Annotated in this window: 10 protein-coding genes; 6 read left to right on the top strand and 4 right to left on the bottom strand. The window is 63.7% G+C overall.

Annotation, left to right across the window (positions count from 1 at the left end; genetic code table 11):
• Positions 1–99: 99 nt before the first annotated feature.
• The 5 genes from ABZF37_RS02820 (at position 100) to prsT (ending at position 11,525) form a co-directional block, all read left to right on the top strand.
• A complete protein-coding gene (locus ABZF37_RS02820; RefSeq protein ID WP_372716537.1) occupies positions 100–3,561 on the top strand; it encodes a pyruvate carboxylase in 3,462 nt (1,153 codons plus the stop codon).
• Between the two features lie 252 nt (positions 3,562–3,813).
• Entirely contained in the window at positions 3,814–5,208 is a 1,395-nt protein-coding gene (locus ABZF37_RS02815) for a TIGR03013 family XrtA/PEP-CTERM system glycosyltransferase (RefSeq protein WP_372716535.1), read from the top strand.
• A 69-nt stretch (positions 5,209–5,277) separates the two neighbouring features.
• Positions 5,278–7,365 (top strand): XrtA/PEP-CTERM system histidine kinase PrsK, encoded by a 2,088-nt coding sequence (gene prsK / locus ABZF37_RS02810; protein ID WP_372716533.1) that lies wholly within the window; start codon positions 5,278–5,280, stop codon positions 7,363–7,365.
• Positions 7,349–8,689 (top strand): PEP-CTERM-box response regulator transcription factor, encoded by a 1,341-nt coding sequence (gene prsR, locus ABZF37_RS02805; RefSeq protein ID WP_372716531.1) that lies wholly within the window; start codon positions 7,349–7,351, stop codon positions 8,687–8,689. Before prsK ends, prsR begins: the two co-directional genes overlap by 17 nt.
• Positions 8,690–8,738: 49 nt before the next feature.
• Positions 8,739–11,525 (top strand): XrtA/PEP-CTERM system TPR-repeat protein PrsT, encoded by a 2,787-nt coding sequence (prsT, locus tag ABZF37_RS02800; RefSeq protein ID WP_372716529.1) that lies wholly within the window; start codon positions 8,739–8,741, stop codon positions 11,523–11,525.
• Positions 11,526–11,547: 22 nt separating this feature from the next.
• On the opposite strand, the gene ABZF37_RS02795 is transcribed toward prsT, so the two are convergent.
• Positions 11,548–12,150 carry a glutathione S-transferase family protein gene (locus tag ABZF37_RS02795; protein ID WP_372716527.1) on the bottom strand — a complete coding sequence of 201 codons (603 nt, stop codon included), beginning with the start codon at positions 12,148–12,150 and terminating at the stop codon, positions 11,548–11,550.
• Between the two features lie 48 nt (positions 12,151–12,198).
• Between ABZF37_RS02795 and ABZF37_RS02790 the strand changes: the two genes are divergently transcribed.
• Positions 12,199–13,311, top strand: a complete 1,113-nt coding sequence (locus ABZF37_RS02790) for a transporter (protein ID WP_372716525.1) — start codon at positions 12,199–12,201, stop codon at positions 13,309–13,311.
• Between the two features lie 43 nt (positions 13,312–13,354).
• On the opposite strand, the gene ABZF37_RS02785 is transcribed toward ABZF37_RS02790, so the two are convergent.
• From ABZF37_RS02785 to ABZF37_RS02775, 3 genes are all read right to left on the bottom strand, one after another.
• Entirely contained in the window at positions 13,355–14,578 is a 1,224-nt protein-coding gene (locus ABZF37_RS02785; RefSeq protein WP_372716523.1) for a dihydrolipoamide acetyltransferase family protein, read from the bottom strand.
• 12 nt (positions 14,579–14,590) lie between these two features.
• The gene (locus ABZF37_RS02780) at positions 14,591–15,586 is read right to left on the bottom strand and encodes an alpha-ketoacid dehydrogenase subunit beta (protein ID WP_372716521.1); all 996 of its coding nucleotides are present in this window, start codon (positions 15,584–15,586) and stop codon (positions 14,591–14,593) included.
• A partial coding sequence (locus ABZF37_RS02775; RefSeq protein ID WP_372716519.1) for a thiamine pyrophosphate-dependent enzyme occupies positions 15,583–16,130 on the bottom strand: 548 nt, incomplete at its 5' end. The genes ABZF37_RS02775 and ABZF37_RS02780, both read right to left, overlap by 4 nt.

The following is a 16,130-nucleotide window of genomic DNA, read 5'->3' as shown; positions in this document are numbered from 1 at the left end:
CGGCTGGCATTGCTATTGCTCCAGACTGCCAGGTGCCGGGCGCAGACTGTTCGCGCAGCGTGTACGCTGCTTCAGGCTTTTTTCCCGAGGTAATGCTTGATGCCGAAGACCAGTAACAAAATGGGCGCGCCCCGGCATTTTCGAAAACTGTTGGTTGCAAACCGCGGCGAGATAGCCATTCGGGTGTTTCGCGCCTGTACGGAACTTGGCATCCAGACAGTTGCCATCTACTCCGAGCAGGACCGCCTGCACTTGCATCGCTACAAGGCGGACGAGGCCTATCTGGTCGGCGCCGGCAAGGAACCGGTGCGCGCCTATCTGGATTTTGACGAGATCATCGCCCTGGCGTTGGCGCGCGAGGTGGACGCCATCCACCCCGGCTATGGCTTTTTGTCCGAGAACGCCGACTTTGCGCGCGCCTGCGAGGCGGCCGGTATCGTCTTTGTCGGGCCGTCGCCGCAGGTGCTGGAGTCCATGGGCGACAAGGTCTACGCCCGCGAGGTGGCCATCCGCGCCGGGGTGCCGGTGATTCCCGGCACCAAGGGTGCTATCAAGACACAGAAGCAGGCACTGGCCTTCGCCGCCGAGGCCGGCTATCCGCTGATCGTGAAGGCCGCCATGGGCGGCGGCGGACGCGGCATGAGCATCGTGCGCGACGAGGCCGGCCTGCGCGACGCGCTGGCCCGCTCGCAGGCCGAGGCCCAGGCGGCGTTTGGCAGCGCCAAGGTGTTCATCGAGCGGTATCTGGAAGGCCCCAAGCACATCGAGGTGCAGGTGCTTGGAGACCGCCACGGCAACCGGGTGCACCTGTTTGAGCGCGACTGCTCGGTACAGCGCCGGCACCAGAAGGTGGTGGAGATCGCCCCGGCATTCACCCTGAGCGAAGCCACCCGCGCCGCGTTGTGTGCCGACGCGCTCAAGATCTGCGCGGCGGTGGACTACAGCAACGCCGGTACGGTGGAATTCCTGCTGGACCGGGAGGGTCGGCATTACTTCATCGAGGTCAACCCGCGCATTCAGGTCGAGCACACCATTACCGAGCTGATCACCGGCCGCGATCTGGTGCAGGCACAGATTCGCGTCGCCGAGGGCCACCGGCTGGACTCAGACGCCATCCGTATCCCGAACCAGCAGGCCGTGGAGCGCCACGGCTGCGCTATCCAGGTGCGCATCACCACCGAAGACCCCGCCAACAATTTTGCGCCGGACACCGGACAGATCACGGCCTTTCGGGCCGGCGAGGGCTTCGGCATCCGCCTGGACTCGGGCTCCGGCTTCGAGGGCGCGGTGGTGTCGCCGCACTACGATTCGCTGTTGATCAAGGTGTCGGCGTTTGCACTGGATTTCGATCAGGCGGCGGCCAAGGCTCTGCGGGCGCTGCGCGAGTTTCGCATCCGTGGCGTGAAGACCAACATCCCGTTCCTGGAAAACGTGCTGCAGAACGAGATCTTCCTGAAGGGCGAGTGCGATACCACCTTCATTGAGGATCACCCGGAGCTGTTCCGTTTTCGGCCGCGCAAGGACCGCGCCAACAAGCTGCTGGCCTACCTGGGCGACGTCATCGTCAACGGCGCGCCAGAGGTGGACCGCGCGCTGATCCCCAAGTCCGGGCACGCCGCGCCGCTGCCGCGGGTGATGCACGAGGTGCCCCCGGACTCGCCGGCCTTCGCGGTGTTTCGCAAGCAGGGCGCAAGCGGTCTGGCAAACTGGGTGCTGGCCCAGAAAGCCGTGCTGCTGACCGACACCACGTTTCGTGACGCGCACCAGTCGCTGCTGGCCACGCGCGTGCGCACCTACGACATCGACCGCGTGGCGCATGCCACAGCGCACCTGACGGCCGGTTTTTTCTCGCACGAGATGTGGGGTGGGGCCACCTTCGACGTCGCCTACCGCTTCCTGCACGAGGATCCCTGGCAGCGTTTGCGGTTGTTGCGCCGACGCATGCCCGGCACGCTGCTGCAGATGTTGCTGCGGGCCGGTAATGCGGTCGGCTACGCCAACTATCCCGACAACGTGGTGGCGCGCTTCATCGAGCTGGCCGCGGGCAACGGCATCGACGTGTTTCGCATTTTCGACTGCCTGAACCAGGTCCAGAACCTGCGCCCGAGCATCGACAAGGTCGTCGAGTGCGGCAAGATCGCCGAGGGTACCGTCTGCTACAGCGGCGACATCAGCGACGGCAAACGTCTGAAATTCACGCTGCCGTACTACGTTGAACGGGCGCGGCAAATCGAGCAGGCTGGCGCACACATCCTGGCCGTCAAGGACATGGCCGGGCTGCTGAAGCCGGATGCGGCGCGCATCCTGGTCACGGAACTCAAAAACGTCGTCACCATACCGCTGCACCTGCACACGCACGACACCGCCGGCAACGCCGTCGCCACCTTGCTGGAGGCCGCCCGCGCCGGTGTGGATATCGTCGATGGCGCGTTGTCGGCGATGTCCGGGACCACCTCGCAGCCATCGCTGAACGCATTGGTCTACGCCCTGGCCAGTGGCGAGCGGGCGACGGGTGTCGACCCGCACAGCTTGCAGGCTCTGGCCGATTACTGGGAAGTGGCGCGCGAGGCCTATGCGCCGTTCGAGTGTGGTCTGAAGGCCGGCTCGGCCGACGTCTACGAGCATGAAATGCCCGGCGGCCAGTATTCCAACTTCCGCACCCAGGCCATCTCGCTCGGCCTTGGCGAGCGCTGGGACGAGGTCAAGCACACCTACCGCGCCGTGAACGTCATGCTCGGTGACATCGTCAAGGTGACGCCCTCGTCCAAGGCGGTCGGCGACATGGCGCTGTTCATGGTGCAGAACGACCTCACACCGCAGGATGTCATCAGTCGTGGCGCGGACCTGGCCTTCCCGGATGCCTTTGTGGATCTGCTGGCCGGGCGCATGGGCCAGTCGGACGGCGGCTTTCCCAAGGCGCTGCAAAAAGCCGTGCTCAAGGGCGAGAAGCCACTCAAAAAACGTCCTGGCGCCCTGCTTAAACCCTACGACTTCGAGGCTGCCCGAAAGGTCGCCGGCAGCCGCAAGATCAGCGATGAAGACCTGGTTACGCAGGCCATGTTCCCGCAGGTGTACCGGGACTACGCGCGCTTTGTCGAGCGCTGCGGGGACGTGTCGGTCATCGACACGCCGATTTTCTTCTACGGCCTCAAGCCCGGCGAGGAAGGCGTCGTTACGATTGAGGAGGGCAAGACGCTGATCGTCAAGCTGCTGGCGGTCGGTGAGTTGGAGCCGGACGGCACCCGGCAGGTGTTTTTTGAGCTCAACGGCCGGCGTCGGGACGTCCAGGTGCAGGACAAGTCGGCCGGCACCAAGCCCCTGCGGCGCGAGCGCGCCGATCCGGACAACCCGAACCATATCGCCGCGCCTATGGCCGGCAAGGTGGCCGCCCTGCACGCGCGGGAGGGCGAAGTGGTGGCCGCCGGTTCGCGTCTGGTGACCACCGAGGCCATGAAGATGGTGAACCTGGTGGCCGCGCCGCATGCCGGTTCCGTACGACGGTTTGTCGTGGCAGTGGGCGATACCGTGCGGGCTGGGGATTTGTTGTGCGAGATGGAATAGCGCAGGTGCATTGGGCCACTCGCTAGACCGAGCGCAGCGCTGCCCTGGCGGCCTTAGAAAATGCCAGCGGATGCCGGCTTGTCACAAGCGCGTCACCGGAATACTGGAAATTGGCCACGCGGGGACATGGAATTAGCCCGTTGGTACTTGTGTACAGTGGCGCATTATCCATCCTCCTGCTGTGATTGAATGGCTTCCCCCGGGGTGGTCCGGGGGTGAGATGGATAGGTTCGACTCCGCGGTACAACGCAATTGTTTGGTGTTTTTGGTCATCACGTCCCGCGCAGCCTGTTGCTGTTGCTGTTACTCGAGGCACTGACGCTGCTGTTCAGTTTCGAGCTTGCGCGTGCCTGGTCGTCAGCTCATACGCTGGCGGATGTCTTCGATTCCCTCGGCAAGGACGGTTTGCTGCCGGCTGCGATATTGCTGGGAAGTATGCAGCTCGCCGGGCTGCATGACGATCATGCCGTGGAAGGGCTGCTGGGCATGAGCTTGCGTTTGGCCGGTGCCTTCGCCGTGGGCGTGCTCGGACTTGTGGCCCTGGTTCTGGCCGGGGTTAACGTCAGCGATAACGGTCGCTGGATAGCAAGCGGCATGGTGCTGGCGCTGGGGTTGATCACCGTTGAGCGGCTGTGTCTGTTCCGGTGGATGTTTTTTGATCGATTCCGGCGGCGTGTGATCGTGTTGGGCAATGGCGTTCGGGCGCAGGAAGTCGAACGGCTGATTGATGAGCTACCAAGCGGCAAGCGGTTTCGGCTGCTGGGTTATCTGGCCGAAACGCCGGATGCAACGCGTCCAATGCGTAGTTCCAGGCCGGTCTGGTACCTGCCGGAGGAAGGACAGCTGCTGGACTTTGTCCGTCGTCACAATGTCGGTGAAATCGTCGTGGCAGTGCGCGAACGGCGCGGCAAGCTGCCGGTACAGCAGTTGCTCGAATGCAAATTGAACGATATCCGGGTGAATGATGTGTCGAGCTTCATGGAGCGCGAGGCCGGGGAAATTCGGCTCGATTCCCTGAATGCCAGCTGGCTGATCTTCCACGACGGTTTTCTGCGCGGAGGGTTCGGCAGCTTCCTGAAGCGTTTGGTGGACATTTGCGCCAGTTTGGCCTTGCTGGTTCCAGCGCTACCTCTGATGGCTTTGGCAGCGCTTGCCATCAAGCTTGAAGATGGGGGAGCCGTGTTGTTCACCCAGGTGCGGGTGGGTCAGCATGGCCGGACCTTTCAACTGCGTAAGCTACGCAGCATGCGCGTGGACGCCGAAGCGCATGGTGCCTGTTGGGCAGCCGAGAACGACCGTCGGGTTACCCGAGTGGGCGGCTTTATCCGCAAAACTCGCATTGACGAATTACCCCAAATTATCAATGTGTTGCGTGGTGAAATGAGCTTTGTCGGGCCACGCCCCGAGCGCCCGGAGTTCGTCAGCGAGCTGACCCGCGAAATACCGTTCTTCGGCGCCCGTCACAGCGTGAAACCAGGCATAACCGGCTGGGCTCAGGTCCGCTACCCGTACGGAGCATCGATAAAGGATAGCCGGCGCAAGCTGGAGTACGATCTGTACTACATCAAAAATTATTCCATCTTTCTCGATGCGCTTATCCTGCTACATACGGTCCGGGTGGTGCTGTCAGGCCGCGGCGCCCGTTGAGCCGCGCTGGTATCGGTTGTTTCACGTCATTATTTTGTTGCGCCTGGCGCATATAGCCCGGCACCGGATATGAACTTCGAATCCGCCATCTATGCCGTGGCCGCATTGGCCAGTCTGGCTCCGGTGGCAGTCGGTCGTCGCGGTATCGTGCCGGCACGCGGTTGGTTGTGGCTGGCCTGTGCGTTGTCAGCGCTGTGGGCGCTGGTGCTTGTAGTCAGTGCGCGGCAGCCGCAGCTTGACCTGAAAGCCTGGCCTTATTTCGCAGAACTGGCCCGTACTGCCGGTTGGCAGGCGTTTCTGATCGGTCTGCTAAGGCATGAGTTGCAGCGGGAATCCGCATCCCGCCGGGCGCTCAATACGCTGCTCTCAATTGCCGTGGTGCTGTGGGCCAGCGCGGCGACCGCGATGCTGGTGCCGCTCAGGCTGCTGCCAGGACCGCTGCTGGCTCTTCTGGTTCTGGCGGTGTTCGGTCTGGTCCTGCTCGAACAGAGCTATCGCCATGCCGGAAGTGGCGAGCGTTGGCGGCTGAAGTTCGCCTGGCTGGGGCTGGGCGCGTTGTTTGCCAGCGATTTGTACCTTTATTCGGAGGCGGCGCTGTTTGGCAGCGTCAACCCATCCGTATGGGCGGCGCGCGGCATCGTCAGCGCTGTTGCAACTGGCCTGGTGGCGATCAGCGTGCTGAGGATGGGTCGGCACCTGGACACTGTTACGGTGTCGCGACAGTTTCTGTTCCGGTCTACGGCTTTACTGGTTGCCGGCGCCTACCTTCTGTTTGTCTCGGCGGCTGGTTATTACATCCAGCATTTCCAGGGCAGCTGGGCTGGAGCGCTCGCCGCCGCCTTTGTGGTTTGCTCACTGGTGTTGCTCGTTGGCGTCCTGACCTCGGGCCGCTTTCGGGCGTGGCTGAAGGTCAAACTCGCGAAGCATTTTTTTCGCTATAAATTCGATTACCGGGAGGAGTGGCTCCGGTTCAATGCCATGCTTGCCGATCCCCAGTCGAAAGCAGTGCCGCGAGAACGGGCGATCCGTGCGTTGGCGGACTTGGTGGACAGCCCGGCTGGCCTGCTGTGGAGTTGCGGATCCCACAATGTGTATCGCCTGACCGCCAATTGGAACGGGGGCCATCTAGGCTTGCTCCCTCTACCGGCCGGGCATGCACTGATCGGTTTCCTGCGCGAGCGCAGGTGGATTATCGATGTAGGCGAGGCGCAGCTGCAGGCTGAGGGTTATCAGGGTCTGCGGTGGCCTGATTGGTGGCCGGAAATCAAGCGGCCGTGGCTGGTATTGCCGCTGATGGAGCAGGACAACCTGCGCGGTTTCGTGGTCTTGGCGCAGCCGCGCTCGACGCGGGAACTCAATTGGGAAGATCGTGACCTGCTGCATGCCGCCGCGCAGCAGATCGCCGGCTATGTGGCTTTGCTTGAGGCCTCGGACGCGTTGATGAGCAGTCGTCAGTTTGATGCTTTCAACCGTCTGTCTGCCTATCTGGCGCACGATCTGAAGAACGTCTCGGCCCAGCTTGGGCTGGTAAGCGCCAATGCCGCTCGACACAAGTCGAACCCGGCTTTCATCGACGATGCCCTGAGCACGGTCGCCAACGCCAGACAACGCATGGATCGGCTACTGGATCAATTGCGCAAAGCAACGCCGGTATTGCAACCGACAGTTGTGGCTTGCGATCTGTCGGCTTTGTTGCAACAGGTCGTCGCGGGTTGTGCCGACCGTTTGCCGGCGCCGATATTGGATTTGCCATCGGCTGCGCTGCACGTCGAGGCCAGTCCTGATCGTCTGTCCACGGTGCTGGCCAATCTCATTCACAATGGGCAGGAGGCGAGTTCAGCCGAGGGGTACGTCGCCGTTTCGCTCCGTCGTCACGGGGAGTTTGCCCGCATCGTGGTAGAAGACCGTGGTTGTGGCATGGATGAGGCATTCTTGCGCGAGAAATTATTTCGACCGTTTGCCACCACCAAGGGCAATGCGGGCATGGGCATCGGTATGTATGAAACACGCGATTACATCGAGAGTCTGGGGGGTGTCCTGGACATAAACAGTCAGCCTGCCGAGGGCACCCGTGTCGCGGTGTTGCTTCCCTTGTCGGAGACTGCGGTTGTTTCGCAGGCAGACAGCGTTGGGGAGGTCAATGTCGGAAACGCCTAGGCGGCTTCTCATCGTCGACGACGATGCAGGATTGCAAAGTCAGTTACGTTGGTGTTTTGCCGATTACGATGTCGAGGTAGCCGGCGATCGGGAGTCGGCGATCGCCGCGTTGCGTCAGGGCGATTTTGCCGTGGTGACTCTGGATTTGGGCTTGCCTCCGGACCCGGCGAACGCGTCTGAAGGATTGCGTGCGCTACGCGAGATGATTGCCTTGCGGCCCAGCAGCAAGATCATCGTCGTTACTGGCAATGACGATCGCGCCAACGCGTTACAAGCGATCGCGTCTGGCGCCTATGACTTTTATCAGAAGCCCATCGATGCCGACGTGCTGCGCCTGATCGTTGATCGGGCCTTTGCCTTGTATACGCTCGAAGATGACAACCGCCGCCTGCAGCGTCGCGCCGCCACGCCGCTCGAAGGCATCATTACGTCGGCACCGGAAATGCAGACGGTGTGCCGGCTGATAGAAAAGGTGGCGGTTACCGATGCGACGGTGCTGTTGCTGGGTGAAAGCGGAACCGGCAAGGAACTACTCGCACGAGCGGTTCATCAACTCAGCCCGCGCGCCGGTGAGCGCTTCGAGGCCATCAATTGCGCGGCGATTCCCGAGGCGCTGCTGGAAAGCGAGCTGTTCGGTTACGAGAAAGGCGCCTTCACTGGCGCCGTAAAACAGACCATCGGCCGTATTGAACATGCCAACGGCGGTACCCTGTTCCTGGACGAGATCGGCGATTTGCCGCCGACCCTGCAAGCCAAGCTGTTGCGTTTCCTGCAGGAACGGGTGATCGAACGGCTGGGTGGACGCGCGACATTGGCCGTCGATGTACGTGTGGTCTGCGCCACACACCGCAATCTGCAGGAGATGATCGGGAACGGGCAATTTCGCGAGGATCTGTTTTATCGTTTGACCGAAGTGAGTTGCGCAATTCCGCCCCTGCGCGAGCGATCCGGAGACGCGATGTTGCTGGGGCAGGTTTTTTTGCACCGTTTTGCCGCGGCCCATGGCAAGCGTCTGAGTTTCGCCCCTGGCGCGCTTGATGCCATCGACCAGGCGCCCTGGGCAGGCAACGTGCGGGAGCTTGAAAATGCCGTTAAACGCGCGGTGATTCTGGCAGATGGCAAGCAGCTCAGTGCCACTGACTTGGGCCTGGCTCATGGCGATGCCGACACCTTGCTGCTGCGCGACGCGCGCGACAAAGCGGAACTGCACGTTCTGTCGCGGGCCTTGGCACGCGCCGACAGCAATATGGTGAAGGCGGCGGAACTGCTCGGAATAACCCGACCGACCCTGTATGCACTGATGAACAAATTCAGTTTGCGATGACCTGACAATAAATACAGGTCACGATCCGTTCGGTATCAAGGAGCATTAAATGCACAGCAGAAAACGCGATGGATGGTTCCCGAAAGCGGCGCTGGTCATAGGTGCCTGCGTATTGGTGCTTGGTGGTTGTGGTCGGCTGGGGGGCAGTAGTGCGCAAGACCATCTGGACCGAGCCGTCGAGTTGCGTGCCAAGGGTGATCTGAAAGGCAGCCAGATTGAGCTTAAGAATGCGCTGCAAAAGGAGCCGGAAAATCCCAAGGCGCGGTTCATGCTGGGCGAGTCGCATGCCCAGAACGGCGATTTCAAAGGCGCGCAGAAGGAGTTCAACCAGGCGCTTGTGGCAGGATTCTCAGACGCGACCCTGCCATTGGCACGCAGTTACGTCATTACGCAGAGTTGGGAGCCGCTGTCCGATCTTCCGCTGGCGTCCGAGTTGCCACCCGCTGCCCGGGCCGAGGTGCTGGCGCTCAAATCGCGCGCGGCGCTCGCTGGCGGTGATCGCGATGGCGCGAGAAAACAGCTTGAAGAAGCCGACGCACTGCAATCCGGTTTGGCGCCTGTGTCTTATGGTCAGGCTTTGCTTGCGCTGAACAACCAGGAGCAAGAGGCGGGCGAGGAGTGGCTCAGGAAAGCGCTTGATGCCGATCCAGACTATGCCGATGCACTGACGTTGAGGGCTGACATGGCCGCTCGCCAGGGCCGCCTGGAGGATGCCGAGGCCGATTACACGCGTGCCATCGAGCTGCGCCCCGCTGCCTCGGGCGGTGAGCTGCTCAAGCGTGGCATGGTGCGCCTGTCGCTGAAAAAGAATGACGATGCTCGCAAGGATGCTGATGCGCTCCAGAAATCGATTCCCGATCATCCTGGAGTTGCCTACCTGGATGGGCTCCTCAAACTGTCGGCTGGAGATCATGCCGGCGCGCAGTCCGCGTTCGAACTCGCCCTGTCAAAGGCGCCCGATTACCAACCCGTGATCTTCTATCTGGGTGCCGTGCATGCCCTTCTGGACCATCAGGAGCAGGCGGAGTATTACCTTGGCCGCTATCTGCGCGGTGCGCCTGGTTCATTGCCGGCCGCGCGTCTGGCGGCGGGCATCAAGTTGCGCGTGGATGATGTAAAAGGCGCCATCGACATATTGGAGCGCGCTGCTGCTGCCAACCCCAAAGATGCCGGCATTCACGATTTGCTGGGACGCCTGTATGCGGCCCAGGGTGATCCCAAGGGCATTGAGATGCTCAAGGAGGCGGTCAGCCTGCAACCGGATTCGGCGGCCTTGCGCGAGCGTCTGGGCATCGCCATGCTGCTCGGCGGACAGCAGGATGACGCTGCCGAGCAGATCGAGGCCGCTGGGCGTCTTGACCCAAACGCCCGGCAAGGCAAGTACATGCTGGTGGTCGGCGCCCTGCGCGACAAGGACTTCGAGCGCGCTTTGGCCGAGGTGGAAAAGCTGCGGGCGACATATCCCCAGGACGCGACCGTATTCAATCTGCAAGGCGGGGTCTATCTGGCGCTGAACGATACCGCCAAAGCCGAGCAGGCGTTCAACGAGGCCTTGCGCCTGAAGCCGGACTCGACCGCGGCGGTCAACAACCTCGGACAGCTGAAAGCTGCCGCGGGCGATCTGGAGGGGGCCGTCGCCATTTATCGCAAGGGCCTGGAACAGTCTCCGGGCCAAGCGGCGATCAGCCCGCGTTTGGCCGGGATGCTGCTGGCCCAGAACAAGCCGGATGAAGCGCTTGAAGTACTGCACGCAAGCGTGCAGAAGAATCCGGCCAATATGTCCGTGCGGATTCTCCTGGCGCGGACTCTGCAACGTTCAGGCCGTTTGGAGGACGCACTCGAGACCCTCAAGGATGCCGGGGAGGTTGGTGACAAGAGCGTCGAAGTGCAGCTGGTGGCCGGCGATATGGCACTGGCGAAAAAGGATTTCGGGCTGGCGCGGACGCATTTTGAGGCGGCCGCAACGCTCGATGCCCGCTCAGCGGCGCCGCTTTATCTGCTTGGGCAACTCGAGCGCCAGGCCGGCAATCCAGTCGCGGCTGAAAAGCGTTACCGCGATGCCTTGGGGCGGGATTTTCAGCACCAGGCGTCGCGCACCGGGCTGGTCAGCCTGCTGTTGAGCGAGCGAAACGTGTCCGGTGCCGTGTCCGTGCTTGATGATGCCGCGCGCCAGGGTCTGAAGGCCGGTTATCTCGAAGCGTTGCGCGGGGATATTGCCGCCGTGCAGAACAACCGGCAGGCGGCGCTCGATGCCTATGGCAGGGCGTTGGCCCTGGATGACAGCCGTACCCATCGCTTGGTGTTGGCTCAGGCGCACGCCGCTTATGGGGACTTGCCGAGCGCCATTTCTACGATAGACGCCTGGCTGGCAAAAAATCCGCAGGATGTTGCCGCCCGCCATGTGCAGGTGGACTGGCTGATCCGCGCCGGTCGCCGGGACGAGGCGCGCAAAGCCTATGAAACACTCCTCGAAACTAACGACAAGGACGTGCTGGCACTGAATAACCTGGCGATGCTGTTGCGCGTCGAGGACGCGAAGAAGGCATTGGATCTGGCGCGCAAGGCACGCGCACTGGCGCCGAAAGCGCCGGCAGTGGCCGATACCCTGGGCTTGTTGCTGATGGACCAGGGCGAATTCGTCGAGGCGCGGCAGATGTTTGATGCCGCTGTGGCGGCGGCACCGAAGGCTTCAGTACTGCGGTTCCATCTGGCGCAGCTTCAGGTCAAGGCAGGCGACCGGGCGGCGGCGTTGGCAACGCTGGACTCGTTGCTGGAGAGCGATCAGGCGTTCCCGGAACGTGGTGAGGCCGAGGCGTTACGCAAAACGCTCAAGTGATACGTGTAAATCGCAGGCATGGTCAGCCCCGATAGTGGGCGGTCGCCTGCCAGGCGGGGCGAACCGCCAGGCGGTCCAGATAGCGGCGTAGCGTGCCGGGAAGCGTAAAACCGGAGTCGTCCAGCGCGGCCAGGTGCGGCAGCATTACCAGATCGGCCAGCGTATAGCGGCCGAGCAGGTAATCGGCGCCGCCCAGAGCCTCGGCCAGGATGTCGAGGTTGTGGGTGATGGTGGCGCGTAGTTCGGCAATCGCCTGCGCATCCTGAGCCGCTTGCGGCTTGGCAAGCTCCCCCGCCAGGCGCTGTCGCGGCGGGTTGAAGGTGGCTGGTTGCCATACCAGCCATTTATAGGCGCGGGCGCGCTCGGCGAGCGTTTGCGGCAGCAGGGAGCCGTGCGGATATTTCTCGGCCAGGTAGAGCAGGATGGCCGACGATTCCCACAGCACCAGGTCGTCGTCCACCAGTGTTGGCACCACGCCGTTCGGGTTCACACGCAGGTATTCGGGCGAGCGCTGACCACCGTTGGCCAGGTCCACCGCCACCATCTGGTAATCGACATCAAGTTCGGCCAGGCATAGCCGTACCTTGCGCGTGTTGCCGGATCGGAAATATCCGTAAAGCTGCATCGGTGTTCCCCCCCCTCCAAATGGCCCGCGACAGTATGTCGCATTCCCATGGACGCCCTGACTTGGGACAATGCCTGCTCTGCCATCACCAATATGCCAAAACAGGCTTGCTACATGCGTTTTCGTTCGATTACTCCTTTACTGCTGCTGTGCCAAGCGGCTTTGGCCGACGCGCCAACACAAACGGCACGCGCCGATGCGCACGCGCCGATCGGCGTGATGGCCGATCATCTGCACCACGGCGACGAGTGGATGGTCGGCTACCGCTTCATGCGCAATTACCAGGACGCATTGCGTGACGGCACGAACCACGTGAGCAAGCAGCGTGCGTATTCGCGGCTCAGTTCCGGCGGCTACGGCTACCACAACGCGCCGACTCGCATGGCAATGAACATGCACATGCTGGAGGCCATGTACGGCTGGTCGGACCGCGTCACCCTGATGCTGATGGCCAACTACATGGACATGAATATGGATGCCGAACTGCATCCCCACGGGCCGGCAGCGCCCGTTCCCTATCGGATGGACTCAAGCGGTTGGGGGGATGTGGAACTCGCGGCCCTGTTCGATGCCGGGCGCACTGCGCACGGGCGCTGGGTCGGCAAGTTGGGGCTGAGCCTGCCGACGGGCAGCATCACTAAAAAAGACGACATGCCGCATGGCGTGCTCGGGGCGCTGGTGCCGATGCGCATGGAATACACCATGCAACTGGGCTCTGGCACCTACGACCTGCGCCCGGCCATGACCTACTCCGAGCAGCGCGACGGCTGGTCCTGGGGCGCGCAGGCCAGCGCGGTGCTGCGCCTGGGCGAGAACCGCCAGGACTACCGCCTGGGTCACCGCGGGGAACTGACCGCCTGGGCGGCGCGCTTGTGGACGCCCGCGGCCAGCACGTCGCTGCGGTTGGTTGGGTCGCGCTGGGGCAACATCCACGGTCGCGATGACGCCATTGATCCCGACATGTCACCCGCCGCCGACCCCGACGCCCAGGGCGGGGAACGCGTCGAGGTCGGCCTTGGCGCGAATCTGTATGCGCCCTCCGGCGCGCTGAAGGGCCAGCGCCTGGCGCTCGAATTCCTGACGCCGGTTTATCAGGACCTGGACGGCCCGCAGCTGGCCAATGAATGGACTCTGAACGTCGGCTGGCAATTCGCATTCTGAATTCGCACACGCCGTGTCCGGCGGTGGCGACGGACACGGGACATCAAACGTCCGCCAGCAGCAGCAGCGGGTCTTGCACCGCGGCCAGGATCGGCTGCATGAAGCGCAGCGCCGTGACGCCATCGATCAGGCGGTGATCGTAGGACAGCACCAGGTTCAGGCGGCGCTGGATTTCGATGCGGCTGTCGTCCACCACCACCGGCTCGCTGCGCACCCGGCCCATGCCCAGGATGGCCACCTGCGGCGGGTTGATGATGGGCGTGCCGAAGATGTCCTGCCCGCCGTGACTGCCCCAGTTGCTGAGCGTAAAGGTGGCGCCGCGCATGTCGTCCGGGGCGAGCTTGCGGTCGCGGGCCCGGGCTGCCAACTCGTCGATGTTGGCCGACAGCTGCACCACGCTCAGGCGGTCCGCGTCGCGGATCACCGGCACCACCAGACCGGCGTCGGTATAGGCGGCAAAGCCGATGTGGTAGTAGTGCTTTTCGATGACTTCAAGTGTCTGGTCGTCGAGGCTGGCGTTGAACTGCGGCGCGGCCTTCAGGGCCGGAATCAGCGCCTTGATCAATAACGCGACGTAGGAAACGCGCTGGCCGGTGTGGGCCGCCAGGCGTGCCCGGGCCGCTTCGAAGGCGGCGGCGTTGACGGCAAAACCCGTCGTCGCCTGCGGCACGTGGGCGGCACGGCTCATGCTTTCGTACATGGCCTTGGCGATACCGGACAGGCGCCACCGTCGCTCGCCGCCCGCAGGCGCAGCAGGGCTGGATGCGGTACGGGAGGGCGCCGATGGCGGTATCGGAGTCGGTTGGTCACAACGCGCCAGGACCGCATCGATGTCTTCCCGCAGCACACGCCCCTTGGGGCCGCTGCCGGTGACCGTGGCCAGGTCCACGTCCTGCTGGTGCGCGTAGCGGCGGGTGCTCGGCGCGGCGCGCACCGGGCCAGCGGGCTGCGCCGAAGGCGCGGCGGCAGATGTCGGCAGCATGGCGGGCGCGGCGTGTTTCTCGCCCGAGAACTGCTGGGCCGGGGCCTGTTCGGCGTCGAACACGGCCAGGATTTCGCCCACCCGGACGATTTGCCCCACCTGCGCCGCCAGTTGTTCGACCCGACCACTGCACGGCGCCGGGATTTCCACCGTCGCTTTGTCGGTTTCGATCTCGCACAGCAGCTGGTCCTCGCGCACGTCCTCGCCGGCTGCCACGTGCCAGGTCAGCAGTTCGGACTCGGTGATGCCCTCGCCGACGTCGGGCAAACGAAATTCAAAGCGCATGCAAGAGCCTCCTCAAAACCGGTACTGCAGCACCGACTCGATGCCGTGCCGCACGCGCCGGATGTCCGGCAGGTAGAAGTCCTCGGTCTGGTTCTCCGGGAACTGCACGTCGTAAGCCGTCACCCGCCGCACCGGCGCCTTGAGGCAATCGAACACGTGCTCGTTGACCAGCGCCGACAGCTCGGCGCCCAGGCCCAGCGTGCGCCGCGCCTCGTGGACGATGACGCAGCGGCCGGTGCGGCGCACCGAATCGAGGATGGTGCGGGTGTCCAGCGGCGCCAGTACGCGAAGATCAATCAACTCCGCATCCACGGCCATCTCGTCGATGGCCTTCAGGGCGGTGTGCACCATCGCTCCCCAGGCAAGCACGGTCACGTCTCGCCCCTCGCGCACCACGCGCGCCTGGTCGAGCGGCAGCACGTAGGGCGCGTCCGGCACCGGCTCGCGAAACGCCCGGTACAGGCGGCTGTGCTCCAGGAACACCACCGGGTCGTCGCAGCGGATGCTGGCTGATAACAATCCCTTGGCCTCGGCCGGCGTGCTGGGGCACACCACGCGCACACCGGGCGTGTGGATCAGGTACGACTCGGTCGATTCGGAATGGAACTGCAACGGCTTGATGCCGCCGCCAAACGGCGTGCGGATGGTTATCGGCACCGAAAACTGCGCGCCCGAGCGCTCGCGCACGTTCGACATCAGGCACACGAACTGCCCGAAGGCGTTGTACAGAAACCCCAGGAACTGGATCTCGACCACCGGCCGCTCACCGCGCATGGCCATGCCGACCGCCGCCCCGATGAGGCCGTTTTCCGACAGCGGTGTGTCGATGACCCGTTCGCCGCCGAAGCTGTCGTACAGGCCCTCGGTGGCGCGAAACACGCCACCGATCGGGCCGATGTCGTAGCCCATCACCCGCACCCGAGGGTCGTGCGCCAGCTCGTCGCGCAGGGCCTGGTTCACGGCCTGAACGAGGTTAAGGTCGGTCGTTCCGGTAGTCGGTGCGTTCATGCCAGGGCCTCCGGATCGATGCTGGTGAACGGATTGGCGCCGTTGAGTTCCGCCGCCAGCTCCCGCTGCTGCAGGCGCAGCGCCCAGCCGGGATCGCCGAACAACTGGCTGTCGAACATGCTCATCGGGTCCGAGCGCGGTAGGGCCAGGGCACGCGCCGCGGCGGCCTGGACTTCGGCCAGGCACTCGACCTCGTACTGCTCGCGCAGTGCGTCGGTGAACAGGCTGCGGGTGGTCAGATACGCCTCGAAGCGCGGGCGCGGGTCGAACTGCTTCCAGTGCTCGGCCAGCGCCTGGTCGCGGTAGACCTCGGCGCTGTCGGACGTGTTGTGGTCCACCACGCGGTAAGTGACCGCCTCGATCAGCGTCGGGCCGCCGCCAGCGCGGGCACGGTCTACCGCCTCGCGGGTTTTCTGGTACATGGCCAGCACGTCGTTGCCGTCCACCCGCTCGCCGGGCAAGCCGTGCGCCAGCGCCTTGTGGGCAAAGGTCGGCGCCGCGTGCTGGCGGTGGGCAGGGGTGGAAATCGCCCACTGGTTGTTGT

It is taken from the genome of Immundisolibacter sp., assembly GCF_041601295.1.
Lineage (GTDB): Bacteria > Pseudomonadota > Gammaproteobacteria > Immundisolibacterales > Immundisolibacteraceae > Immundisolibacter.
The sequence above is the reverse complement of the archived record's forward strand: the minus strand, read 5'-3'. Positions and strand labels throughout refer to the sequence as shown.